At 67.6% G+C, this 22873-nt stretch carries 16 protein-coding genes; 7 read left to right on the top strand and 9 right to left on the bottom strand.

Translation table 11 applies throughout. From position 1 onward, the window contains the following. Position 1 precedes the first annotated feature (1 nt). A complete protein-coding gene (locus F0U63_RS38315; RefSeq protein ID WP_395838074.1) occupies positions 2-772 on the top strand; it encodes an enoyl-CoA hydratase/isomerase family protein in 771 nt (256 codons plus the stop codon). A gap of 27 nt (positions 773-799) precedes the next feature. On the opposite strand, the gene F0U63_RS38310 is transcribed toward F0U63_RS38315, so the two are convergent. After that, a complete protein-coding gene (locus F0U63_RS38310) occupies positions 800-1393 on the bottom strand; it encodes a response regulator (protein WP_071904721.1) in 594 nt (197 codons plus the stop codon). 91 nt (positions 1394-1484) lie between these two features. Continuing rightward, positions 1485-3227, bottom strand: coding sequence for an FHA domain-containing protein (locus F0U63_RS38305; RefSeq protein ID WP_395838072.1), 1743 nt, complete (start codon positions 3225-3227; stop codon positions 1485-1487). A 328-nt stretch (positions 3228-3555) separates the two neighbouring features. On the opposite strand from F0U63_RS38305, the gene F0U63_RS38300 reads away from it, so the two are divergent. The 4 genes from F0U63_RS38300 to F0U63_RS38285 all read left to right on the top strand — a co-directional run bounded on the left by F0U63_RS38300 (position 3556) and on the right by F0U63_RS38285 (position 8812). Continuing rightward, a complete protein-coding gene (locus tag F0U63_RS38300; protein WP_395838070.1) occupies positions 3556-5838 on the top strand; it encodes an ArnT family glycosyltransferase in 2283 nt (760 codons plus the stop codon). After that, positions 5835-6770 (top strand): ABC transporter ATP-binding protein, encoded by a 936-nt coding sequence (locus tag F0U63_RS38295; protein ID WP_395838068.1) that lies wholly within the window; start codon positions 5835-5837, stop codon positions 6768-6770. The genes F0U63_RS38300 and F0U63_RS38295 overlap by 4 nt, the downstream gene beginning before the upstream one ends. After that, positions 6767-7567, top strand: a complete 801-nt coding sequence (locus F0U63_RS38290; protein WP_395838066.1) for an ABC transporter permease subunit — start codon at positions 6767-6769, stop codon at positions 7565-7567. Before F0U63_RS38295 ends, F0U63_RS38290 begins: the two co-directional genes overlap by 4 nt. A 186-nt stretch (positions 7568-7753) precedes the next feature. Then, a complete protein-coding gene (locus tag F0U63_RS38285; RefSeq protein WP_395838064.1) occupies positions 7754-8812 on the top strand; it encodes an SPFH domain-containing protein in 1059 nt (352 codons plus the stop codon). 97 nt (positions 8813-8909) lie between these two features. On the opposite strand, the gene F0U63_RS38280 is transcribed toward F0U63_RS38285, so the two are convergent. The 6 genes from F0U63_RS38280 to F0U63_RS38255 form a co-directional block, all read right to left on the bottom strand. Then, positions 8910-10313, bottom strand: coding sequence for a hypothetical protein (locus F0U63_RS38280; protein WP_395838062.1), 1404 nt, complete (start codon positions 10311-10313; stop codon positions 8910-8912). A gap of 97 nt (positions 10314-10410) precedes the next feature. Then, the gene (locus F0U63_RS38275) at positions 10411-12342 is read right to left on the bottom strand and encodes a hypothetical protein (protein ID WP_395838060.1); all 1932 of its coding nucleotides are present in this window, start codon (positions 12340-12342) and stop codon (positions 10411-10413) included. Positions 12343-12344: 2 nt separating this feature from the next. Further along, positions 12345-16805, bottom strand: coding sequence for a M15 family metallopeptidase (locus F0U63_RS38270; RefSeq protein ID WP_395838058.1), 4461 nt, complete (start codon positions 16803-16805; stop codon positions 12345-12347). After that, positions 16802-17710, bottom strand: a complete 909-nt coding sequence (locus tag F0U63_RS38265; protein WP_395838056.1) for a hypothetical protein — start codon at positions 17708-17710, stop codon at positions 16802-16804. The genes F0U63_RS38270 and F0U63_RS38265 overlap by 4 nt, the downstream gene beginning before the upstream one ends. 78 nt (positions 17711-17788) lie before the next feature. Beyond that, the gene (locus F0U63_RS38260; protein WP_395838054.1) at positions 17789-18691 is read right to left on the bottom strand and encodes a hypothetical protein; all 903 of its coding nucleotides are present in this window, start codon (positions 18689-18691) and stop codon (positions 17789-17791) included. 26 nt (positions 18692-18717) lie between these two features. Further along, on the bottom strand, positions 18718-19527 hold the full coding sequence (locus F0U63_RS38255; RefSeq protein WP_395838052.1) for a hypothetical protein: 810 nt from the start codon (positions 19525-19527) through the stop codon (positions 18718-18720). A 230-nt stretch (positions 19528-19757) separates the two neighbouring features. On the opposite strand from F0U63_RS38255, the gene F0U63_RS38250 reads away from it, so the two are divergent. After that, positions 19758-20072, top strand: coding sequence for a DUF3817 domain-containing protein (locus F0U63_RS38250; protein WP_395848489.1), 315 nt, complete (start codon positions 19758-19760; stop codon positions 20070-20072). Here the strand turns inward: F0U63_RS38250 and F0U63_RS38245 are convergent. Continuing rightward, complete coding sequence (locus F0U63_RS38245) at positions 20069-21853, bottom strand: chromosome segregation protein SMC (RefSeq protein WP_395838050.1); 1785 nt, start codon at positions 21851-21853, stop codon at positions 20069-20071. The genes F0U63_RS38250 and F0U63_RS38245 overlap by 4 nt on opposite strands. A gap of 30 nt (positions 21854-21883) precedes the next feature. On the opposite strand from F0U63_RS38245, the gene epmA reads away from it, so the two are divergent. Further along, positions 21884-22873, top strand: coding sequence for an EF-P lysine aminoacylase EpmA (gene epmA / locus F0U63_RS38240; RefSeq protein WP_395838048.1), 990 nt, complete (start codon positions 21884-21886; stop codon positions 22871-22873).

Raw genomic sequence — 22873 nt, 5'->3', positions numbered from 1 at the left:
GGTGGGGCCGTCCGCCTTGCATGTGGAGGAGCGGGACGAGGTGCTGGTGCTCACCTTGTCCAACCCGGCTCGGCGCAACGCGCTCGATGACGAGCAGGTGGCGCGGTTGGACGAGGCGCTGGCCTCGGCTCCGGGCCGGGCGCGCGCCGTGCTCCTCCAGGGCGAGGCGGGCGCCTTCTGCTCGGGCTATGACCTGAACCTGCTGTCGGCGCCGTCGGCGGATCGCCTGCCGGATGACGCGTTGATGGTGTGCCTGGAGCGGCTGGAGGCCCTGCCGCTGCCGAGCGTCGCGCTCGTGCGCGGGGCGGCCTTTGGCGCGGGCTTCGATCTGGCGGCCGCGTGTGACTTCCGCGTGGGGGGCGAGGACGCGCTCTTCAGCATGCCGCCGGCGCGGCTGGGCATCGTCTACTCCCCGGCGGGGCTGACGCGCGCGGTCCGGCTGGTGGGGGTGGCGCGCGCCAAGCACCTGTTTCTCACCGGACGCCGGCTGGACGCCCGGGAGGCGCTGGCCTGGGGCTTGTTGGATGAGTGCCTTGCCGGGGACGAGGCCGACGCGCGGGCCCTGGAGCTGTGCCGGACGCTCGCCGCCCAGGCGCCGTTGGCGGTGGCGGGGATGAAGGATGCCTTCCGGTTGCTCACGCGGCCCGCGCTGTCCGAGGAGGAGACGTCGCGGCTGCGCGAGGTGCGGGCGCGGGCCTTCGCCAGCGAGGATGCCCGCGAGGGCAGGGCGGCGTTCCTGGAGAAACGTCCGCCCCGCTTCCGCGGCCAGTGAGGCGGGGGAGCCCCGCCTCGCGGGCGCTCAGGTGTCGCCGAACAGCTCGCCCATGCGCAGTTGCAGGGCGGAGGCGATCTTGTAGAGCGACGAGATGGAGGCGGAGGACTCGGCGCGCTCGATCTGCGACAGCAACGACACGGACAGCCCGGTGCGGCGCGCGAGCTGCTTGAGCGTGAGATCCTGCGTCTTGCGCGCATCGCGGATGGTGCGGCCGATGGCGCGGTGGAGGTCCGCCTCGGGATCCTGGGACAGGCCCTTCTTGGCGAGCGCGTTGCGCACGGCGCCGAGGAACTGGTCCGGCTCCATGGGCTTCTTCACGTAGTCGCTCGCCTGGTTCTTCAGCGAGGCCACCGCCGTGTCCACCGTGGGGTAGGCGGTGGCGACGATGACGGCGACGTCCGTGTCGTACTTGCGGATCTGCTCGAGCACCTCGGTGCCCGACATCACCGGCATCATCATGTCCAGGATGACGAGGTGGAAGTCGGCACTGCGCAGGATCTCCACCGTCTTCGTGGGGTCCGTCGTGGTGACGACTTCGTAGCCCTCCCGCATCAGGACGAGCTTGAGGTAGTCGCAGTTGTCCTGCTCATCATCGACCACCAGGATACGGATCTGCACGAACCTGCTCCTTCGGGTATGGGGGACGGCGCGTGGCCCTGGGGGGAGGGACGCGCCATTCGGACGGCGCGCGCGGCACGCGTCCCGTGGGCTACTTACCGCCCCCTGTTTTCAAACTCTTCTCGTAATCGTCGATCAGCTTCTTGACCTTGGCCGCGTTGGGATCGTTCGGCGCCAGCCGCAGGAACTCCCGGTAGAACTGAGCGCCCTTCTCGAAGTTACCCAGCCGGGCCACCGTGGTGCCCATCCACATGTGGCACGACGCGTTGCTGGGATCGACCGAGATGCACTTGCGGAACAAGGACTCCGCGTCCTGGTACTTCTGTTGACGCAGCAGGGTCTTGCCCTCTTCGAGCAGCGCCTTGGAATCGGTCGCCGCGCTCGCCTGCTGCGCCGTACCCGCCGCGGGCCGGGTGTTGTTGGTGGGCTTGTCGGCCGCCTTGATCGCCGTGTCGACCTTCGCCTTGAGTTCGGTGCGCTCGCTGGCGAAGGCGACCGTGGCCGCGGCGGCCGCGAGGCCCTTCTGGGCGTCCTGCAGCTTGCCCGCCTCGAAGTCCTTGCGGGCCTGGTCCAGGTTCTTCTTCGCCTCCTGCTCGGCCCGGGCCTGCTTGAGCAGCTCCTCGGCCCGGGGGGAACGCTTCCCGGTGGTGCCAATCGCCTCGAGCAGGGCCACGGCCCTGTTGAAGTCGTGCTTCGTGATGGCGTCCTGGACGGGCTGCAGCTTCTCCTCGCTCGGGGCCGCGGCGGCGGTGGGCGGCGGGGTCGTGTTGACCACGGGCTCGGTGGGCGGCGGGGCGGTGTCGGGCGGCGGGGCGGTGTCGGGCGGCGGGGCCGGAGTCTCCTCCGGGGGCGGCTGCGCCACCGCGACGGGGGCTTCCGGGCTGGAGGGCGTCTGACCGAAGAGGAACCAGGCGGCGCCTCCGGCCGCGCCCAGCAGGACGAGACCGGCCAGCGTCAGCACGAGCCCCTTCTTCGAGCCCTTCGCCGCCGCGTCGTTCACCAGTCCCGAGGCGTTCTCCCCGGGGCCGACGAAGCGCATCTTCACATGGCCGAGCTCGACGATGTCGCCGTGCGACAGGGAGGCCTGCGCGTAGATCTCCCCGTTGACGCTCATGCCGTTGGCCGACTGCATGTCGATGATGCGCCACTCGCCGGTGTCCTCGCGGACGATCTTGGCGTGCAGCCGCGAGAGCGACCGGTGGTCAATGGCGATGTCGTTGTCCTCGGTGCGGCCGACCCGCATCTCGGTGCGGATGCAGACGAACTCCTGGCCCTTGAACTCGGGGCTGACCACGATCAGGCGCGGCGCGTCCTCGGGCTCCACGTTCTCGAGCCGGCGCGGCCGGTTCATCTCCACCTGATCCAGGCGGATGACCGCGGTGGACTGGCGGCGCTGCTTGCCGGGCATCACCGTGGTGGTCTCGCCGATGGCGTCGGAGGGCGTGTCCTCGCTGGTGTCGTCCGAGTCCTCCTCGCTCTCCTCCTTGCCGGCCGCGCTCTCGGCGGCAGCAGCAGCGGCGGCGGCGCTTTCGGCCTGGGCGATCGCCGCCTGCAGGGCCGAGGCGGGGACTCGGATGGTGGGCGCGATGGGCTGCGGTACCTCGCGCTGGACGGCCAGATCGTAGTCGCCGATCTGGATCAGATCTCCGTCCCCGACCTGGGCGGGCCCCTGGATGCGCTCACCATTGATGCGCACACCATTGTAGCTGCCCAGGTCTTCCACCACCACGTGCCCGTTCTGGCGCAACAGGCGGGCGTGTCGGCGAGACACGTTGCGTTCGGTCAGGCGGATGGTGTTCCCCTCCTGACGACCGATCGTGATCTCGTCGCGCATGAAGGGAACTACGGTCTTTCGCCCTTCGTCGTCTTCGATGATGAGCTTCAGCACGGGTTGGGTCCCCTTACAGCTATAGCAGAACGCCCCCGGGCACCTCAAGAAGGGTATCCGTCCTAAAAGACAGGGCTTTTCCGACAAGAAGGGATCTTGACAGCTCGGTTGTCCATCGGACATCTGGCCGCGAGCCGGGGCCCGGAGGGGAGCGGGCGCGGCGGCGAGCGGAAGGGCGCCGCGGGTGAAGGTGCACACCCCGGGGCGGGGCGGGGATATAAGGCCGCGACCCGGGTGCGGTGTCCGGGGCAATGCGGATGGAGGCAGCTTCCCCGTGGCGAGCAACGGAGCGCAGCAGGAGCCCCACTCCCTCACCGAGGCCGTCCTCGGCAAGGGCATTCACCAGGAGCCGTGGGCGCGCCGATGGATGGCGCTGGAGCCCTCGTGGCGCGTGGCCCTGGCGACGGCCGCCTTCGCGGCCCTGCTCTTCGTGCCCTACCTGGGCGCGGTGGGCCTGTGGGATCCCTGGGAGACGCACTACGGCGAGGTGGGCCGCGAGATGGTGCAGCGGCGCGACTACGTGTTCCCCTTCTGGGAGAACGCGTGGTTCTTCTCCAAGCCGCCCTTGACCATGTGGATGCAGGCGCTGGGCATGCAGGTGGTGGGGTCGCTGCGCTCCGAGGGCGCGCTGGGGCTCTACACGGAGTGGGGCATGCGGCTGCCCTTCGCGCTGCTGAGCATCACCGCGGTGGCGCTGCTGTCGCTGGCGGTGGCGCGGGTGGTGAGCACGCGCGCGGGGCTGGCCACCGGGTTCATCCTGGCCACCATGCCGCTCTACTTCCTGCTCACGCGCCAGACGGTGACGGACACGCCCTTCGTCACCACGTTGGTGTGCGCGATGGCGTGCGCACTCATCGGCCAGCTCGACGACAAGACGCGGCACCGCGCCGCGTGGTGGTACGCCTTCTACGTGTTCGCGGGCCTGTCCACCCTGGCCAAGGGGCTGTTGGGCGTGGGCCTGCCGGCCGTCATCCTCATCCTCTACGCCCTCTTCGCCGTCATCCCCTACGACAGCGCGAGCCTCAACGCGCACCTGCGCTGGCTGCTGGAGCGGGGCTTCCGCGCCGAGGTGCGCGCCGGACAGCGCCCCATGCCGGTGTTGTGGGCGCAGATGTACACGATGAAGCTGGGCACGGGCATCCTCGTGTTCTGCGCGGTGGCCGTGCCCTGGTACCTGGTGCTGTGCCTCTTCGATGGCGTGGACGACGAGGGCAAGCTCTTCTGGTACCGCTTCTTCATCCACGACCACCTCAACCGCCTGAGCGCGGGCGTGCACACCACCACGCCGGGCGGCACCTTCGTCTACTTCATCGAGCAGGGCGGCTTCGCCATCTTCCCCTGGGTCGGCCTGGTGCCGGGGGCCTTCGCGGTGGTGTCGCGGCTGCGCCCGCGCTCGCGAGACAAGAGGGAGCACCTGGCGCTCATCGCCATGCTGTGGGTGGCCTTCTCCTTCACCCTGCTGGCCTCCTCGGCCACCAAGTTCCATCACTATGTCTTCCCGGTGCTGCCGGGGCTCGCCATCCTGCTCGCCCTCTTCGTGGATCGGCTGTGGGAAGAAGGCATCTCCGAGCACCCCGTGAGCCTCGTCTTCGGGTTCATCCTCTTCCTGCTCGTGGGCCATGACCTGGCCAACCACCCGAAGGACTTCACCGACCTCTTCGTCTACAACTACGACCGGCCCTACCCGATGGAGCTCGTCACCAAGCCCATCGCCATGTTCGCCTCGCGCCCGCTCTGGGTGGGCGACCTGCTCACGCTGGTGCTGCTGGCCGTGGGCGCCTACCTCGCGCTGGGCGTGCTTCCCCCGAAGTCGGGCGCCTCGCCGACCGCGCGCGCGACGGCGTGGCTGTGCCTCGCGTTGGGCGTGGCCTTCCTCGTGCCCATGGCCACGCGCGGCTCGGTGCCCGCCACTCCCCTGGTGGGCGGGGCCCTGATCCTCGTGGGCGTCTGGGTTGCCTGGCAGGCGTCGCGGGCCGGGGCGGAGTCGCGCACGGGGCTGTGGTGCTTCAGCGTGCTCCTGCTGATGGTGGGCGGCGGTGTGCTCGCGCAGGGCGTGACGGCCCCGGCGGACGGCCTGCTCAAGTCCCTGTCCGAGCCCGTCAACGTGAAGATGGCCCTGGGCTTCACCTTCACGGTGGCCGGCGGCCTGGCGGTGGTGGCCTGCCTGCTGCGCTCGCGGGTGATGCTGTACGGCACCTTCTGGGCGCTCGCGGCCGGCTTCGCCCTCTGGTTCAACTGGGGGCACTGGGTGGACCTGTCCCACCACTGGACCCAGCGCGATCTCTTCTGGCGCTACTACTCCCAGCGCAAGCCGGACGAGCCCATCGCCGCCTACCTGATGAACTGGCGCGGAGAGACGTTCTACTCGCGCAACACGGTGAAGCAGATCCGCGAGACGCCCAAGCTCCGCCCCTTCGTGGAGCAGCCCGGCCGCGAGTGGGCGCTCGTGGAGCACAACCGGCTGGGCATCCTTCGTCAGAACGCGGGCACCGACAAGGTGGTGACGGTCGTGGACCGCGACATCAACAACAAGTTCGTCCTGGTGACCATCGATTGAGTGGCATCTCCGTTCAGGGCCTCGCCAAGCGCTTTGGCTCCCGCACCGCGGTGCAGGGGCTGTCCTTCGACGTCCGCCCGGGCGAGGTGTTCGGCCTGCTCGGGCCCAACGGCGCGGGGAAGACGACCACGGTGCGCATGCTCACGGGGCTGCTCCAGCCCTCGGAAGGCGAGGCGCATGTCTGGGGCTACTCGGTGCGCACCCAGGGCGAGGCCCTGCGCCGCACGGTGGGCCTGCTCACCGAACAGCCCGGGCTCTACGAGCGGCTCAGCGCGCGCGACAACCTGCGCTTCTTCATGAAGCTGCACGAGCTGGACGAGCGCCAGGCCTGGCCCCGGGCCCAGGCGTGGCTCGAGCGCTTCGGCCTCGGGGGCCGTGAGAACGAGCCCTGCGGGAGCTTCTCCAAGGGCATGCGGCAGAAGCTCGCCATCGTGCGCACGCTGGTGCACGAGCCCCAGGTCATCTTCCTCGACGAGCCCACGAGCGGTCTGGATCCCGAGTCCGCGCGCACCGTGCGCGACGCCGTGGCGGAGCTGGCGGCGGAGGGTCGCACGCTCGTGCTGTGCTCGCACAACCTGGCCGAGGTGGAGCGCTTGTGCACGCGCGTGGCGGTGGTGAAGGGGCGGCTGCTCGCGCTCGCTCCACTCCAGGAGCTGCGGCGCGCGGGCAGCTCGCTGGAGGTGTCCGTGGAGGGCGAGGCCTCGCGGTTCGTTCCGGCGCTGGCCGCGCTGCCCTTCGCTCCGTCCTCGCTCGCCGAGGGCGGCCGGCTGCGGGTGATGCTCGCGGACGAGTCCCAGGCGCCGGATGTGGTGGCGTGCCTGGTGGGGGCGGGCGCCCGGGTGCGCAGCGCGGTTCCCGCCCAGCGCCCGCTCGAGGAGGTCTACCTGGAACTCATCCGCGAAGGACGAGGAGAAGGACGAGGAGCCCCATGAGCTTCCATCCCCGGCGCGCGCTGGCCGTCTTCTGGAAGGACTTCCTGGACCTGCGCAAGAACCCGTCGCTGCTGCTCGCCATGGCGGCGCTGCCGCTGGTGCTCGTGGTGGTGCCCGTGGTGGTCGTCTGGACGTACACGCGCAACCCCGACGACAGCAACCTGCGCGTCGTCGCGCTCTTCTACGATCCCACCCTGCCGCTCAACGCCAACGCGGGACGCTTCCTGGTGGATCGCACCCTGCTCGACTGGTTCGGCATGTTCCTGGTGATGCCGGTCTTCGTCCCCATCCTCGTCTCCTCGCAGAGCGTCGCCGGGGAGCGCGAGCGGCGCACGCTGGAGCCGCTGCTCGCCTCGCCCGTGACGGCGATGGAGCTGGTGGCGGGCAAGAGCCTCGCGTCGCTGGTGCCGGCGGTGCTCATCTCCTGGCTGGCCTTCCTGCTGCTGTGCATCGGCGTGGACGTGGTGGGCTGGCCCCTGGGCCAGGGGCTCTTGATGCCCAACGCCCTGTGGACCTTCGGGGTGCTCGTGCTGGCGCCGCTCTTCGCCTTCTTCGGCAACGGCGTGGCGGTGCTCATTTCCGCCCGGGTGGCCGAGGCGCGCACCGCCCAGCAGCTCTCCGCGCTCGTGGTGCTGCCCCTGGTGGGCCTCGTGGCGGGGCAGGTGGCCGGGGTCCTCAATGCCGGCCCCGTCTATTACGCGGTGCAGGGCGTCGTCGTGCTCCTGCTGGACGTGGCCCTCCTCTGGGCCAGTGTCCGCCTGCTCGACCGCGAGCGGCTCCTCAGCCGCTGGGGCTGACAGCGACATGACGCCCGCACAACCGGTTGACTGGCAAACGACCGGGCCCTTTGGCATGTTTCCAGGGACCGGGCAGGATGTACGGGCATCGCCCACATGCAATAGGTTCACGTGTCACGCGTTGAAGTAGGGACGCGGCGTGGACTCCCGGTGGTCGACGCGTTCTTTGGAGGCGACGAAAGCACGATGGGATTCTTCGATACGATCAAGGGCGAGTCGCAGCGCAATTTCATCGCGCGTGCCGACGAGGCGAAGGGCGAGATTGTCTACAAGTATCCGGAGAAGAACGTCCGGATGCTCACCCAGCTCACCGTCGATGCGGATGAGGTCGCCCTCTTCGTGAAGGACGGCAAGGTGGAGGGGAAGCTGGGGCCGGGCCGGCACCAGCTGGACACCAAGAACATCCCGTTCATCGGCCGCCTCGTCGAGGGCTTCACCGGTGGCAACCTGTTCATCGCGGAGATCTTCTTCGTCTCCACGCGCGAGTTCACGGGCCTGAAGTTCGGTGGCCCCATCGGTGACGTGCGCGATCCGGAGACGGGGCTGGGCATCGGGACGATGGTGTACGGCGACTTCTCCATCCGGGTGACGGAGCCGGAGAAGCTCGTGGTGGGCCTTGTCGGCATGGGCCGCGCCAACAACGCGGAGTTCGTCAGCTGGTTCAAGAGCCAGGTGCTCAAGGTGACGCGGGATCGCATCGCCGAGCTGCTGGTGAAGAAGCGCTGGCCGCTGCTGGACGTGACGAGCGGCGCGTACACCGAGGAGATCGAGACCGAGGTCATCGCCGGGCTCAAGCCGCATGTGGACACCTACGGCCTCACCGTGGTGCGCATGGGCAACTTCCACGTCAGCATCAAGGAAGAGGACGAGGCGACGCTCAAGAAGCTCTCCAAGGACGTGGCCTACTCGCGTCTGGCCGGTGGCTTCCAGCAGTACGCCCAGGGTCAGGCGATGCTCGGCGCGTCCGAGGGCATGGCCAAGGGCGGTGGCGGCTCGGACGGCGCGCTGCAGGGCATGGGGATGGGCATGGGCTTCGGCATGGCCCAGATGTTCGCCAACAACCAGAACCAGCAGCAGCCGCAGTTCCAGCAGCAGCCCCAGCAGCCTCCTCCCGCCGCGGCCCCTCCGGCCGACACGCGCAGCCCGGCGCAGCGGCTCAAGGAGATCAAGGAGCTCAAGGACGCGGGTGTGCTCTCCGATGAGGAGTACACCGCCAAGCGCGCCGAGCTGATGAAGCTGCTGTAGTTCCGAACACCCCCTTCCGGGTGGCTCGCTCGAGGCTTCCGTCCGTGTTCCGGGCGGAAGCCTTCGTCTTTTCCGGGGGTCGTCGTCCCGCCCGGCGTCAGGACAGCAGCGGCCACAGCCAGGACAGCAGCGGCAGGGCTCCGAGCAGATAGCAGGAGGCGAGCACCGCGCGGACGAACAGCCGGTGGTCGCGAGCCCGTGGCCGGCTCGACAGGCCCGCCGGGAGGAGCAGCGCCGGCAACCCGAGCACCACGAAGAGCAGCGCGGGCAGCGCATGGGGATGGCGCGAGTACTCGAGGTGCTCGAGGAGGTTCAGCGGCTCGGCGCGTTGTCCCGAGGCAGTGAGGCCCACGTGGCACCCCTCGGGGCCCAGCAGCGTGAGCCCTCGGCGCGAGGGAACGAGGAAGCCGGAGGCGAGGTGGGTACAGGGGCTCTCGAGGCGCGCGACGGCGGCTGGGGCCCTGGTGCCTTCAGCCACCCGGAGCAGGCCATCCGCACCGGACACCGTGTTCCACCGCTGGCCGCGCCATTCATGGACGAGGCCCTCTCCCGGTTCTGGGACGAAGCGGGAGAGGGTCTCGAGCCGGCTGTCTCCGACCACCAGGGGCGAGGGCAGAGGGCGCAGTCCGGAAGGCGGAGGCTGTGCGGGGAGGATGCTGCCGTCCGGTTCGAGCTGGTGGGTGGCCGGCAGGTTCGGTGGGCGCATGCGTCCGGCCACGCGCAGATCGAGCCCGGCCAGCAACTGGAGGGACTGTCCGGCGGCCTCGCCCGCTCCACTCTCCTGCACCTCGCGCAGGGCTCCTCCGTCCTCGACGAGGAAGCGCCAGCCTCGGAAGCTCGTGTTCCAGGCCGCGCGCACGACGCAGTCCGTGCGATCCAGGCACATCTCCTCGCGGGTGACGATGCGGGGCAGGTCCCGGTCGCCCACCCGGACGAGCACCGCGTCCGCGGCCTTGGCGCGCGTGTCCTCGCCTCGCGCGGGCGCGAGCGCCACCTCCAGCCGGTAGCCCGCCCAGCCCAGGCCGAGCAGGCGGCTGCCCGCGCCACCCGGAAGGCGCTCCGGGAGTTCCCGCCAGCCCCCCGCGTCCATCACGGCCGCGACCAGTGCCTCTCTCGCTCCTCCCGCCTCCAGCGTGCGAGTGCTCGCCCGGTAGACGAGCCCCACGCGCCCGCCGGGCCCCGGGAGCAGGCCCTCGACCTGTTCGAGCGCCAGGCGCTCGGGCAGTGGCTCGAGGAGACGGGCTTCTCCGCGCCGGGGCAGGAGAAGAGCGAAGGTGCCGGTGGGCAGGTCCGGCGCGGCCGGGCAGGGGAGCCAGACGCGGTCCTGATCGACGAGCAGGGGAAAGCGGGTGACGCCACCGCAACTGCTCGGGGCGGAAGCGAGCGGCTGGCCGTTCGCATCCCTCCAGCTCAACTGGCGCGCACCCGTGGGGTGTTGGGGCCAGAGCGCCACGAGGCCGAGCACCGCGGCCCAGAGCAGGCCGGCCGCGCTCAGCGGCAACCAGGAGAGTATGCGAAGGAAAACCACCAGCCCGAGGACGCACGAGCCGGCCCTCCTCTTCCCGGCGGAACGCCCTGGGGCATTCCGGCAGTCCGTGTCAGCTCTTCTTGGGGGGCTCGACGACGATGGCGTACTGAAAGAGCGACTTGCGCCACTGGGCGCGCGCCTCGGCACCGTGGTCCAGACACTTCAGTGACGCCGCGAGGGTCCAGTTGCGCGCCTTGACGGCGGCGGTGAGCTCCGGGACCTTCGTGTTGAAGCTGTACGCGCCGCGGTTGTAGGCGATGTCGAGCAGCGCACGGCGCACACAGAGCGGGTAGCTGTCGAAGTGGGGCTTGAAGGTCTCCCGGATGACCGGAAGGAACTCGGTATCGAGCCGCTTCTTCACGAGGTCACGGATGAACTGATCCGTGAGGGCGATCATCGGCCGCTGGGCGTATTCCGTGAACCACATCCCCTTCTTCATCTGATTGACCTGTTGGAACGCCGTCGCGATCTCCTCCGGGGTCGCCGCGCGGCCCGCGTCCTTGTTCTGGAAGGGCAGCGCCTGGGCGTCCTTCGCGGTGTTGAGCAGGTTGCCCGCGCCCACCGTCACGTGGCCCTTCGTGTCCAGATACATGTACGCGACGATTCCCTCCCAGGCGCAGAGGTCGTTCCACATCTCCTCGAAGGTCATCGGCCCCTTCTGATCGCCCGCGTTGGCGGGCGGCGCGGGGATGGTGATGATCCCCGATTTACGCCGCTTGGGCCGGGGGGGCCGAGGCTCGGTCTCGACCGCCTCTCGTGAGCACACCCAGTCCGCGTCGATGTCCCACGTCAGCTCATGTCCCTTGAACGCGGAGAACGTCGTGTCGTCGAAGTCCAGATGCGCGGCGATGGGGCCTCGCTTGCCATCGCGACTCGCGGCTGGAAGTGAGAGGACGGCGAAGGCGGGGGCCAGGGGAAACTCACCGGCCGCGGGCCGGGTGAACAGCCAGTGCCGCTCTCCCAGATAGCCCTCGAAGATGCCGTCCGAACCCAGGGGCAGTCGGACGGCCGCGGAGTCGTGGTTGATCAGGAGGGGAGTCTTGGACCTCGGCTCCACGAGCGCGATATCGATTTGAAGCTCTGCCCGGGGGGAGACGCCCGAGATCTTCCCGCTCACTTCCCACGTGCCCTCGAAGGAGGGGTCGTATTCGATCCGGAAGTCCTCCAGCTTGGGCCTGGGGACCGTGAGGAAGTTCTTGTTCTCGAGCAGCAGGGTGGGGGCGCCGCCGCTGTGCCTTCCCCAGAGCTGCCAGGCGAACTCGAAGGCGCCGACTTCCTCCTGCCCCACGTCCGCCAGTTGATGGCAGCTGTCGTCGGTGAATCCGATGGCCCAGGAGCGGGACAGCGTGAAGAAGTAGCCCGGTGTCCACGTGTGGGTGAAGGCGTTGCGAGGCTCCGTGGCCGCGATCTCGTCCGAGCCCTCGTCACTCTCGAAGACGCGCAGCTCGAGCTCCGCCTGTTGGAAGACCAGGCCGAAATTCGGCGTGAAGGTGATGCGCTCGCCGAGGAGCTTCTTCTCGGGCAGGCGCACGTGGATTTCACACGGGTTGTTGAAGTCGACGGCGGGTTTGAAGGTCACCGTGTCCGCGTGGGGGAAGTCGGGGGTGAGGGAAAAGCCCAGCTTGCCCCTCCCAATCAATTGCTGGGCGAGCACGTCGACGATGGGCGTTTTTCCGTTCACCTCGACTTCGAACCGCCCATCGGGCTGGATCTTCATCATCACCTCTCCATCCACGGGGTAGGAGAATTCCTTGCCCTCGCGCGACACCAACCAGGAGAGGGCACATTTGCGATTGCCCGGAGGGAAGTGCTTGCTGGAGCCCTTGATGGGAAAGCTGATCGTGAGGGGCACACCGGACTGGAGGCCCATCGATGCCAGGGTTCCTGGCGAGTCCAGGGTGATGGACGTGCGAGGAACGAGCACGAAGGGAATCGAGGCCCGGTAGCCGGCGCTCAGGCTGACGGTTCCCGGCTTCTTCACCTGCTCTTCGGTCGTGGCCATGATCAGGCTCCCAGAGCCTCGGGGTTGATTTCAGGAGACGTTCTGACCTCGACGGGGATGCCCTGGACGTCGACCGCGTCGCCCGCTCGCGCTCCCTTGGGAGCCCAGACGAAGCGGAAGGTCCCCGGGGTCTTCTTCAGGGCGCTCTTGAGGACGTTGGCCTCGAAGGCGCCCGTGTCCGTGCAGCACCCGTAATGAGAGGACTGTTGGCTCGCTTGAATCTTGTAGCGGATCAACTGGGTGATGCCGATGTCCTCCTGCCATTGACCCGCTTCGTCCTTCCGCTCGCAGGTGAGGTGAAGGGAGACGTCCGTGGGCAGGTGGCTAGCCTGCCCCAGGAACCGGATGCTCTTGGCGCCTATCTCGTGTTTGAGCTCCTCGAGGCGGGGCTTGAGCTCCACTGTCCATGAGATGCCGGGGGGAGGTGTCGTCACCTTGTCGGGTTGGGAGAGCTCGGCCGAGAACTCGAGTGTTCCGCCCCAGCGGCCCGGCAGCGGTTTGCCCTTCTTGTCCTTGAAGAGATCCCATTCCGCGCTGACCGTCGAGCCGACGAGCTTTCCCTGCTGGAACGTCTCCCCACCCAGCTTGAGCTTGATGACGGGAGCGGCTGTGGTCCATTGCTTCGCGTCTCCATGGAGGCGGACCGTCGTGTACAACTTGCCACGCCCCATCTTGAGGGAGACGTCGCCGAACTCGAACCTGCCCACGGGGGGCAGGAGCTTGTCCGCGACGGCCTCCAGGAAGTCATTGCCACAGGCGGACTTGATGTCCTCCAGCGAGGTGGTGAGCAGCTTCGTCACGTCCCCCACGGGGGACTCCTTGTCGGCCAGCACCAGGTGTCCGCCATTGGGCGCGATGAAGCGGGGGCGGACGTGAAGCGTTTCTCCCTCCGCGGAGAGGGCCTCCGCGGCGATGCGCCCCAGCGCCAGGCCCGGGTCGAAATCGAATAGGAGCGAGCCTGCGGATTCGGGTTCCAGATAGGTGATGGAGATCGCCGCTTTCTCCGCGACCCTCTCCACCGAGAAGAACGGCGAGGCAGGGAGTTGAGCGAGTTTTTCCTCCAGGAACGCGAGTTCTGGCTCGGCCCCCGACGCCGTGGACACATGCAGCGTCAATCCGTTCACGAACAGGCGCTTCACTATCGGAACGATGGGTTTTTCCCTCTGGGTCCTGGGTCGGCACGCCGTCTTCAACTCCTGGAGGCGTTGTGTGAGGGGAAACGCCAGCTTGAAGTTAGTTGCCGCTTCACCCGCGAAGACCTGCCCGAACTGGCGATGTTTGACGAAGTCCTGGAAGGTGAAGTCCGCCGTGACCTTGGGATTGCTCTTCTCCTTCTCTTTTCCGACGATGAAGTCGCCTTCGTACTTGAGTCCTCGATCGACTTTCTTCAGGGGCGGTCTATTCGCGACGACGGGGATGGCCCACGCGCCACTCGTGGGGGGCTCCTCCAGGTTGGGCTTGCCCCCCTTGGGCACCCGCCAATGCTCCAAGACGACGTAGCCCGCGAGTGCGATGGGCCAGTTCTTACTGAAATTCAAGCTTCCTGAAACGAGGGGACGGACCTTCCCATCGGCACCCGGTGCGGTTTTTCCGGCACCGAGCACGAGCGTCTGGCCTTCCAGTTGAGGTCTGTCTGTCTGGAGGGTCATGCCCGTGGTTTGCAGGGGGTCGAAGGGTTGGCCAGCTCCATCTGTGGCTTGCATCTGCCAGCTTCCCCAGAAGGGGAATGAGGTGCGGACCATGGCCACGCCATCGCGGTAGGCGGTACGGCCCAGTGTCTGGGGCGCGGAGGCCAAGGCCCCTTCTCCGTCTGGGGCCGCCGAGAACAGCACATCCGTCGCGTTCGCTCCGTCCGTGGTTGCGTAGCCGTGCTGCACCAGGATACCAATCAACTCCATGCCCACCGTGGGCTTCACTTCCTTGTGCAGGAAGCCGAGAAACGGTGGCTTCTGGGTACTCTCGCTGCGCTTCAACGTCTCTGGCGGCCAGGCCTTCTTGAAGGCGATGGCTTCCTTCTCCAGGAGGATGTCGATGAGCCAGAGCGTCGTCACCGGATGCACATTGAGGGTGTTGGCGGACTCGGGCAGCAGATGCTCACCCGAACCGAAGATGCTCTGTTCCTGGGTTTCGGCTCCCAGGACGGGCACTTCGCCATACGGATCATCCTCGTTCTTCTTCCGGGACCACCAACTCAGGGGGCGGATGTTCTTCTTCCATGCGGCGAAGACCGTTGGACTGGAGGTGTCGACGAGGTCCTCGAGATGCCCGGCCTCGCTGCGTGCCTCCAGCTGGGTCTCGAGACCTTCCGGGGTCCACTCATTCAAGTGATCCAGCAGGAGGTTGCGCCAGTGCCGCGTTGCGGCCTTTCCGAACAGCGCCATGCGGTTCTCGAGCCGCTTGGGGCGCGGATTCTCGTTCGCCGAGGGCTCGGGCTTGTCGAGGAAGAAGTCGGGAGACCAGAGGTCGAGCGTGTCCGCCTCCGCGGGGACGCTCAGGGTGACCTTGCCCTGGCCCGGCTTGATCCGGAGCTTCTCCGTCTTGAGCGAGACGTCTCCTTTGAAATAAGTGACCTCGAGCGCGCAGTGGCCCGTGGCGTCCCCTTTGTACTGGTAGGCATTGTCCAGGACGAGGTCGAGCGGGTAGGTGAACCGGGGCTCCGTGTCTGCTCTATCAGGGAAGAAGGTCTTCCCCTCGTTGAAGTGCTGCAGGAGGATGCCGCCGTAGGTGTCTGATTGCAGTTGCTCGGCGAGCGGCTCGCCGGTGTTCCCGAGTATCTGCTGGAGTTCGTTGGCCGCCCCCTCGTTTTCAGCCGAGGGCATTTCCAGCAGGTTGTTCTGCCGGGTTTCCTTGACCGGGTTGAAGAGCTTGTCGATTCCAGCCTGTCCGCGAAGCAACTCGATGACGCCGTTCTGCGTGCTGGGGGAAAACATCTCCCAGTGCAGGTATCTGGCGCCGCCCGCCGGGGCAGCGGACGACTGGCCCTCGAGGGGCTGGTTTCCACTGATGAACCCGATCGTTTCGCCCGCGGCCACGGGAAAGAGCGCGCGATCAAAAGTGATGACGGCGCCCTCTTGAAGGGCCTCGATGGCTTGGCGGACGTCCTCGGGGCTCGGTTTGCCCAGCGCGAGGATTTTCGAGCCCCTCTGTGCGGGCAAGGGCTCTTCGCGGTCATGCACCTTGAACGAAGTCGCCCCTGGGCTCAGCGCTTCCTTGGACCAGAAGGTTTTTCCGACATCCTTGCTGCTGGCGTCGAGGTCCACCACTCCGCCAAACCGCATCTTGAGAAGGGAGGCCAGCCAGGGGGCCTCCGCGGGATCTGGAGTAGCCGCGTCCCACTTGGGGGCCGCCAGGTGCATGTACAGACTGTAGAGGGGATGCGCCGGAGGAGCACTTCCCGTGGCGGGTGCGGCCTGTCCCGCGGTCGAGCCGTTGCTGCTCTTGTCCAGGACTTCATGCCGGAGCAATACGAACCCCAGCGGACGATCATCCGTGACCCGGCGCACGTCCGGGTTGTCGCCCCCCTTGCCGGGAGCCATCAGGCGCGCGGCTACGATGTACCCCGGCATGGCGGCACGGACGGGGGTCCGGGTGGCGGTGGCTTCAGGCTCCAGATGGACGCCTCCATGCAGGTTCTGCTGGAGACCGATGGGGAAGTAGCCGCCTTTCCCCTTCTCGTTCAGGTAGTAGTACTTGAGGGGCGATTCGCGCCGCTGCTCCACGCTGAAGGGATAGAACACCTGCGGTGGATCCTCATCGGGAACGCCCTCGATGGTGCCGCGCAGGTATTCGAAGTGCATGTAGTCGTGGTATTTGCCGCCCCAGCTGAAGCCAAAGCTCTCCAGGATCGTCACGATCCTGGGATGGAGGTCGAACAGGGCTCCTTTCTTGTAGGGATTCGTCTCCCAATTGATGTCGATGGCGCTACCAAAGGCGTGGTTGGAGAGCAGATCCTTCTTGGCTTTCGTCTTGCTGCCGTAGGGAATCCTCTCATCGAACGTCTTGAGCTGCCGATCCCGTTCCGAGCAGACGATGTTCCAGTTGGCCGAGAAACCCTTGTCCTTTCGCAGGTCCGCGTACTCCGGACGGTGCTCGAGGGCTTCACGGACACTGGGGTTTTGTTGGTAGCGGAAGAAATATCCGCCGACCTGGTAGATGGTGTAGGGGAGGTTTTCGGCCCGGATCTTCTCGAAGGCGGCCAACAAGAGATGGGCCAGCTTCCGGTTGAACTGCACGGTGGTGGTCTTGTCTTTCTGTGGACCGAGCCCTGGCAGTTTCACGTCGACGATATGGTTCCGGCTGAAGCTTTCGAGGACGGGGTTTTCGAGAACCCGCGCCGTCTTCTCGAAGCTGCCGGTGATGCTGTCGCTCTGGAAGTCGTTGTGCACCAGCCGCTTGCCATAGATGCGCTCGAGTTCAGCATCCGTCGTGTATTTGTGCGTGGGCTGCTGGTGGCTGTAGCTCATGGGGTCTTGACCTCGGTGAGTTTGCCGTTCTTCCACTTGAACAGGGACGTGGGCTTGCCGCTCTCGGCGATGCTGCGCACGATTTCGGGGACGCCATCCTTGTCGACGTCCTCGACGCCCAGCACCTCGGCCTCGGGCCCGCCTTCGTTGACCCAGGACAGGGCCTTGAGCTTCTTCTTCTTGGCCGTGTCGTAGACCCTCAGGTTCACCGAGGTCCCCGAGCCAGGTGATGAATAGAAGTGCTCGAAGATGAAGACGCCTGGAGCCAGGGGGTGGATGCAGGTGGTGACCCGGCCGGCCTCGCAGGGCGCGGAAACCGAGTCGGTGAGCAGGTTCTTCTTCCCATCACAGGATACCACGGTGAGTTTCTTGGTGGTCTGGCCCCGCTCGCAGGCCGTGGTGGCCTGCCCTACCAACAGCACCTTGTCCTTCTCCATGATCCAGGAGGCGGGGTCGATGACGGGATTGTCCCTGTTCACCTTGCAGGTGGAGGCGTCGTTGACCAAATAGGGACCCAGGCTCGTCAGATAGGGCTTGTAGGCCCCCGTGTAGAGGTGGGTCATCTCCATGTAGACAGTTTTCAGCGCCTCTTCGCCTTCCTGTCTGTCCGTGAAGGTGCCCACGGTCCTGTACACCACTCCCTTTTCGGCGAAGAGATAGCGATCCCCCAGGAGATCATAGGGCCCGAAGGGTTTCGAGGGATTGTAGGACTGCAAGGGCTGTCCATCGTTCTTCCGCTCGCCGATCTCGATGGTGAGGCTTTTCGCTCCCCATTCCGAGTCACACAGACGCTCCTCCGCGTGGGCCGGTGCTGGCGCTGTCCCGAGCAGGAAGGACGCCGCGGACGTCAGAAGGGAGAGGCCGAACACGGTGCAGGAGGTGGAGTGCTTGTTTGGGTTACGCATGTCTGTGGATCCTGGGGTGGCTGAACCGGACGGTGCTCGAGAGCCGTTCGGACATCGGGGATTGTTGGTGGTGGTCGCTCACGGAGCCTTGACTTCGGTGAGCTTGCCGTTATTCCACTTGAGCAGGGACGTGGGTTTGCCGCTTTCGGCGATGCTGCGCACGATCTCGGGAACGCCATCCTTGTCGACGTCCTCGACGCCCAGCACCTCGGCCTCGGGCCCGCCTTCATTCACCCAGGACAAGGACTTGAGCTTCTTCTTCTTGCCCGTGTCGTAGACCCGTAGGTTCACCGAGGTTCCCGCGCCAGGTGACGAGTAGGAGTGCTCGAAGATGAAGACGCCTGGGGCCAGGGGGTGGATGCAGGTGGTGACCCGGCCGGCCTCGCAGGGCGCGGAGACCGAGTCGGTGAGCAGGTTCTTCTTGCCGTCACAGGACACCACAGTGAGCTTCTTGGTGAGCCGGCCACGGACACAGGCCGTGGTCGCTCCAGCCAGAATCACCTTGTCCTTCTCCATGAGCCAGGAAGACGGGTTGATGACTGGATTGTTCCCATCTACCTTGCAGGAAAAGGTTTCACTCACCAGGTAGGGACCCAGACTCGCCAGATAGGGCGGGTAGGCTCCCGTGTAGAGGTGGCTCATCGCATAAACTTTTTCCAATGCTTCTTCGCCCTCTTGCCTGTCGGTGAACCGGCCGACGGTCCGGTAGGTGATCCCCTTTCGGGCGAAGAGGTAGCGATCTCCCGGGAGATCGTAGGGCTCGAACGGATTCGAGGGATCGTACGATTTCAACGGTTGGCCGTCGTTCTTCCGTTCCCCTACCTCTATGGCGAGACTCTGCTCTCCCCATTCCGAGTCACACAGGCGCTCCTCCGCGGGGGCCGGTGCTGGCGCCGCCCCGAGCAGGAAGGACGCCGTGGACGCCAGGAGCGCGGGAATGAGCCTCGAGCGGGAGGTGGCGTGCTTGTTCGCTGTGCGCATGTCCACAGGTCCGGGGTCGCGCAGGGTTACCGCCAGTGCTCGAGGATCTGGAGGACGCCCTGGGGTTGGGAGCGCGTCAGCACGAAGCCGGCGATGTCGGTCAGGGAGCCGCCTCGGGGGGACATGGCCCGATAGGCGATCACGTCCTCCTGCCCATCTCCATTGAAGTCTCCCGTGGCCCACCACTCCAGCAGTCCGAAGGTGTCCTGGCCGGTGACCTCGAGGCTGAAGGCGTTGCGCTCGCCGTCCCTCGGCTCGAAGTGGAGCTCGGGCTCGGTGGCGCTCCAGGACTTTCCCTGTTGCTCACGGGCCTTGTCCGGCTGCGCCTCGCCGAACTCCGGCGCCATCGCCGCGGGGAGGACGTCACCGGGGGACTTGAGCTTGAGCAGCTCCCGCACATGGCTGGTGCGTGAAGGCCGGGCCGTGGTGAGTGCCTTCATCACCCGGCACTGGAGGAACTGGAGCTGGACGACCTCGGTCTCCCGCTGGCTGAGGACGTCGACGTCATTCACGTCCACGCCCTCGATGTCCGTGCACCGGCGCAGTTGCCGCGCCTTTCTTTGGGGGAGCCGGTCCTCCATGAGCTCATAGGGGTGGGACCATTCACGGCGCAGGGCCGCGGCGGCCTCCTCGGGCTTGGAAATCACCTCGAGTCCCGGCAGGACCTGGACGGGCAGCGAGGTGGCCGGGGTGGGGGCCGGAGCGGGGTTGACCGCCTGGGGGCCGCGGGCTTCCTCCGCCCGAGGCGCCGAGTCCCGCTTGCACGCCAGAGGCGTCATCCAGGTGAGGCAGAGGAGTGAGAACAAGACGGGGCGAGCGCGCCGTTCGACGTGCACCGGAGAGCCTCCTGGGGAACCTGGGTTCGGTGGTGGACGAATCATACCGTCCCTCGCCGACCCCCAGGGCTCTCGGACAGGGAGATTTTCACCCAGGGGCAGGGCTCGCTCACGCGCGGAGCGAATCGCGGGGACGCGCGACCCGGACTACAGTGCCGCGCCCCCTATCGCGGCCTGTCGGAGCGAGTCCGCTCCCTCGCGTTCATGGCCGTGGGAGAGACATCGCCATGCTGCTGACCACCCCGCTCGGGCGCTTTCGCGCCGTCGCCTTCTGGGAAGGACTGTCCTTCCTCGTCCTTCTCTTCCTGGCCATGCCGCTGAAGTACCTCCTGGGCCTGCCGCAGATGGTGCGCGGGGTGGGTATGGCTCACGGCGTGCTGTTCATCGCGTACGTGTACACGCTGATGATGGCCGCCCTCGAGCACCGCTGGGGCTTCACCCGGGTGGTGGTGGCCTTCGTCGCTTCGCTGGTGCCGGGCGGGACCTTCTGGCTCGATGCCCAGCTGCGCCGCGAGGAGCGGGCCGCCGCGCTCGAGGCGCGCTAGCCCGCCGGGGCTGGAGGGTTCTCCGGGGCGGGAGCGCTCTGGGGCTCCGTCGAAGGGCCCGGGGGGGTCCCGGGAGCCGCGGGCGGACTCTCGGGCGCCACCGGTGCCTCGGGCTTCGGCGCCTCCGGAGCCGGAGCCGCCGGCTCCTCATGTCCTCCCAGCTTCATGGGCACGCCCAGGGTGGTGCCGAGCCGCAGCAGCAGCACGTCCGGGACGATGCCCCGGTCCCCCAGGGTCTCGGCCACTTCACGCGCGGAGAGGGCGTTGCCATGCGCCCACAGCCCCTTGAGGAACGTGCCCGCCTCCGGGCTGTGCCACCACGCGGGGCCGAAGCGCGCCTTGAGCTGCCCCTGCAACTGGCCCGCGAGGAACCACGCGCGGAAGTCGTCCGCGGACTGGAAGAAGTCCTCCTGGTCCACCTGGTAGCGCGCCACGTCGTCGTCCGTCGCCGGCAGCGCGTCCACCCGGGCGATGATGGCCCGGTACAGCTCGCGCGCGTCCACCGTCTCTCCCTGCCGGTGCAGCGCGAGCTGGTAGAGCAGGCGTCCCGCGGCACGGCGGATGAGGAACAGCTTGTGGGAGCTCGTCGCCGCGAGGAACCCGGCGCGCTCCCTGTCCTTGAGTCCCGCGTGCTCCTCGAGCCACACCGGATCCTCCATCAGGTCCTCGAAGAGGGCCGCGTAGGCCTCGGTGACGGTGGGGTTGCCCAGCTTGGCCAGCTCGAAGCGCGGCTCCGTGGTGAAGGCGTAGTGCAGCGCGTGGCCGAACTCGTGCAGCATCTTCGCCTGCTCCAGCGCGCCCCCCACCGAGCGCACCGACAGCCGCACGTCCCCGGGCACCCGGATGCCCAGCGCCAGCGGACGCGGATTCTTCCCCTTCACGTCCTCCCGGGCGTCGATGCGCACGTTCTTCATCTCGCCCAGGTCGATGTTCATCCCGGCCAGCGTGCCGTGGGCGCGCAGGAGCTGCTCGCCCTTGAGGAACAGGCCCTCCACTTCCCGCGAGCGGAACAGCCGCGGCAGGTCCGCCCGGGTGAGGCTCGCGTAGGGCATTCCCAGCTCGCGCTGGGCCAGCCGCTCCATCACCTCCTTGTAGGGCGCCTCGGTGGCCTGGAGCACCTCCTCGGCGAGCACCCCCAACCGGTCCAGGTCCGCCTGCCGCAGCTCGCCGCCAAAGGCCTCGTAGGAGGAGTAGCCCAGCTCCTTGAGCAGCTCCTCGGTGCGCTCGGCCCGCCGGCGGACGAGGGGGGAGAGCCGCTCCAGGGCGGGCGTGGCCGCGGTGTACAGGGCCTTGCGCTTGAGCGCGCTGCGCTCGTTGGCCAGCCGCCGCTCCAACTCGTGCCAGCGCACCTCCTGGCCGTCCACCTGGAAGCTCAACGAGGCCTCCAGGTTGGCCAGCGCGTCGTTCACCTCGGCGAGCTGCTGGGACAGGTACTCGCCGGCGAAGTGGGCCTGGAGCGCGGTGAGGGCGCGAATCTCCCGGGGCTCGGTGGTGCGCTGGCGCAGCTGCTCGATGTCGCGGAGGGTCTCGAGGGTGAAGAGCGCGTCCTGGCCGGCGTACGTGGAGGCCATGTCCGCCCCCCGGGCGCCTTCGGCCCAGTAGTTCCACACCAGCAGATCCTGCGCCTGGAGCAGGGCCTCGGCGGCGGAAGCGCTCTGGGCCACGCGCTTGGCCAGTTGTTGTTCCTCGGTGGGGGGGGGAGGGGGTTTGGGAGCGGTGGCGCACCCCGCGTGGAAACCGAGAGCGACGCTGAGGATGAGTGCGGGAAGCCTTGGGCGCATGGGGGGCGCAATGTAACTTCTGCGCCGCTCATGCCCAATTCAGTGCAGTGGCGCTCGGCCGCCGCCCGGCAGGCCCTTTATGGCGCCCTTCGCCGGTTCTTCACCCAGCGTGACTACCTGGAGGTGGACACGCCCCTGCTCGTTCCCACCCCCGGGATGGAGCCCCACATCACCGCCTTCGAGACCCCCTTCGTCCCCGAGACGGACGTGGGCCGACGCCGCTCGCTCTACCTGCACACCAGTCCCGAGTACGCCATGAAGCGGCTGCTCGCCGACGGCTCGGGTCCGCTGTTCCAGATCTGCAAGGTGTTCCGCAATGGCGAGGTGTCGCGCACGCACAACCCCGAGTTCACCCTGCTGGAGTTCTACCGGCCCCAGGCGGACTACCACGCCATCATGGCGGACCTGGAGGGGGCGCTGGCGGAGGCGGATGTCGCGGTGGGCGGGGATGGGTTCTTCACCCGGACGCCCTACGAGCGGGTGTCCGTGCGGGACGCGGTGCTCCGGGCCACGGGCGTGGACTTGCGCGCCTGCCCGGACGGGCCCTCGCTCAAGCGCGCGGCGGAGGCGGCCGGGGTGCGCACCGGGGACTCCGTCCTGTACGACGACGTCTTCTTCCACCTCTTCCTACAGCGGGTGGAGGGGGGCCTGGGACAGGAGCGTCCCACCTTCCTCACCGAGTACCCCGCGTCCATGGCCTCGCTGGCGCGGCTCAAGCCCGGCGAGCCCGCGGTGGCCGAGCGCACGGAGCTCTACGCGCGGGGGTTGGAGCTGGCCAACGGCTTCTCCGAGCTGACGGATCCGCGGGAGCAGCGCGCCCGACTGTTGGAGGAGCAGGAATTCCGGCGGAACACGGGCCGGGCCGTCTATCCGCTGGACGAGCGCTTCCTGGACGCGGTAGGGCGGATGCCGCCCTCGGCGGGTATCGCCGTGGGGTTGGATCGTATCCTGATGTTGATGTTGGGCGTGGCGTCCATTTCGGACGTGCTGCTGTTTCCCGCCCACGAATTCGTTGAGTGA

The organism is Cystobacter fuscus (assembly GCF_044360685.1).
GTDB lineage: Bacteria > Myxococcota > Myxococcia > Myxococcales > Myxococcaceae > Cystobacter > Cystobacter fuscus_C.
Note: the sequence above shows the minus strand (reverse complement) of the source record. Positions and strands in the feature narration are given on the sequence as shown.

Excerpts from the sequence above, each read along its gene's own strand:
- F0U63_RS38305 (WP_395838072.1), bottom strand. The coding sequence starts at position 3,227 with ATGCGCGACGAGATCACGATCGGTCGTCAGGAGGGGAACACCATCCGC.
- F0U63_RS38290 (WP_395838066.1), top strand. The coding sequence starts at position 6,767 with ATGAGCTTCCATCCCCGGCGCGCGCTGGCCGTCTTCTGGAAGGACTTC.
- F0U63_RS38285 (WP_395838064.1), top strand. The coding sequence starts at position 7,754 with ATGGGATTCTTCGATACGATCAAGGGCGAGTCGCAGCGCAATTTCATC.
- F0U63_RS38275 (WP_395838060.1), bottom strand. The coding sequence starts at position 12,342 with ATGGCCACGACCGAAGAGCAGGTGAAGAAGCCGGGAACCGTCAGCCTG.
- F0U63_RS38270 (WP_395838058.1), bottom strand. The coding sequence starts at position 16,805 with ATGAGCTACAGCCACCAGCAGCCCACGCACAAATACACGACGGATGCT.
- F0U63_RS38265 (WP_395838056.1), bottom strand. The coding sequence starts at position 17,710 with ATGCGTAACCCAAACAAGCACTCCACCTCCTGCACCGTGTTCGGCCTC.
- F0U63_RS38260 (WP_395838054.1), bottom strand. The coding sequence starts at position 18,691 with ATGCGCACAGCGAACAAGCACGCCACCTCCCGCTCGAGGCTCATTCCC.
- F0U63_RS38245 (WP_395838050.1), bottom strand. The coding sequence starts at position 21,853 with ATGCGCCCAAGGCTTCCCGCACTCATCCTCAGCGTCGCTCTCGGTTTC.
- epmA (WP_395838048.1), top strand. The coding sequence starts at position 21,884 with ATGCCCAATTCAGTGCAGTGGCGCTCGGCCGCCGCCCGGCAGGCCCTT.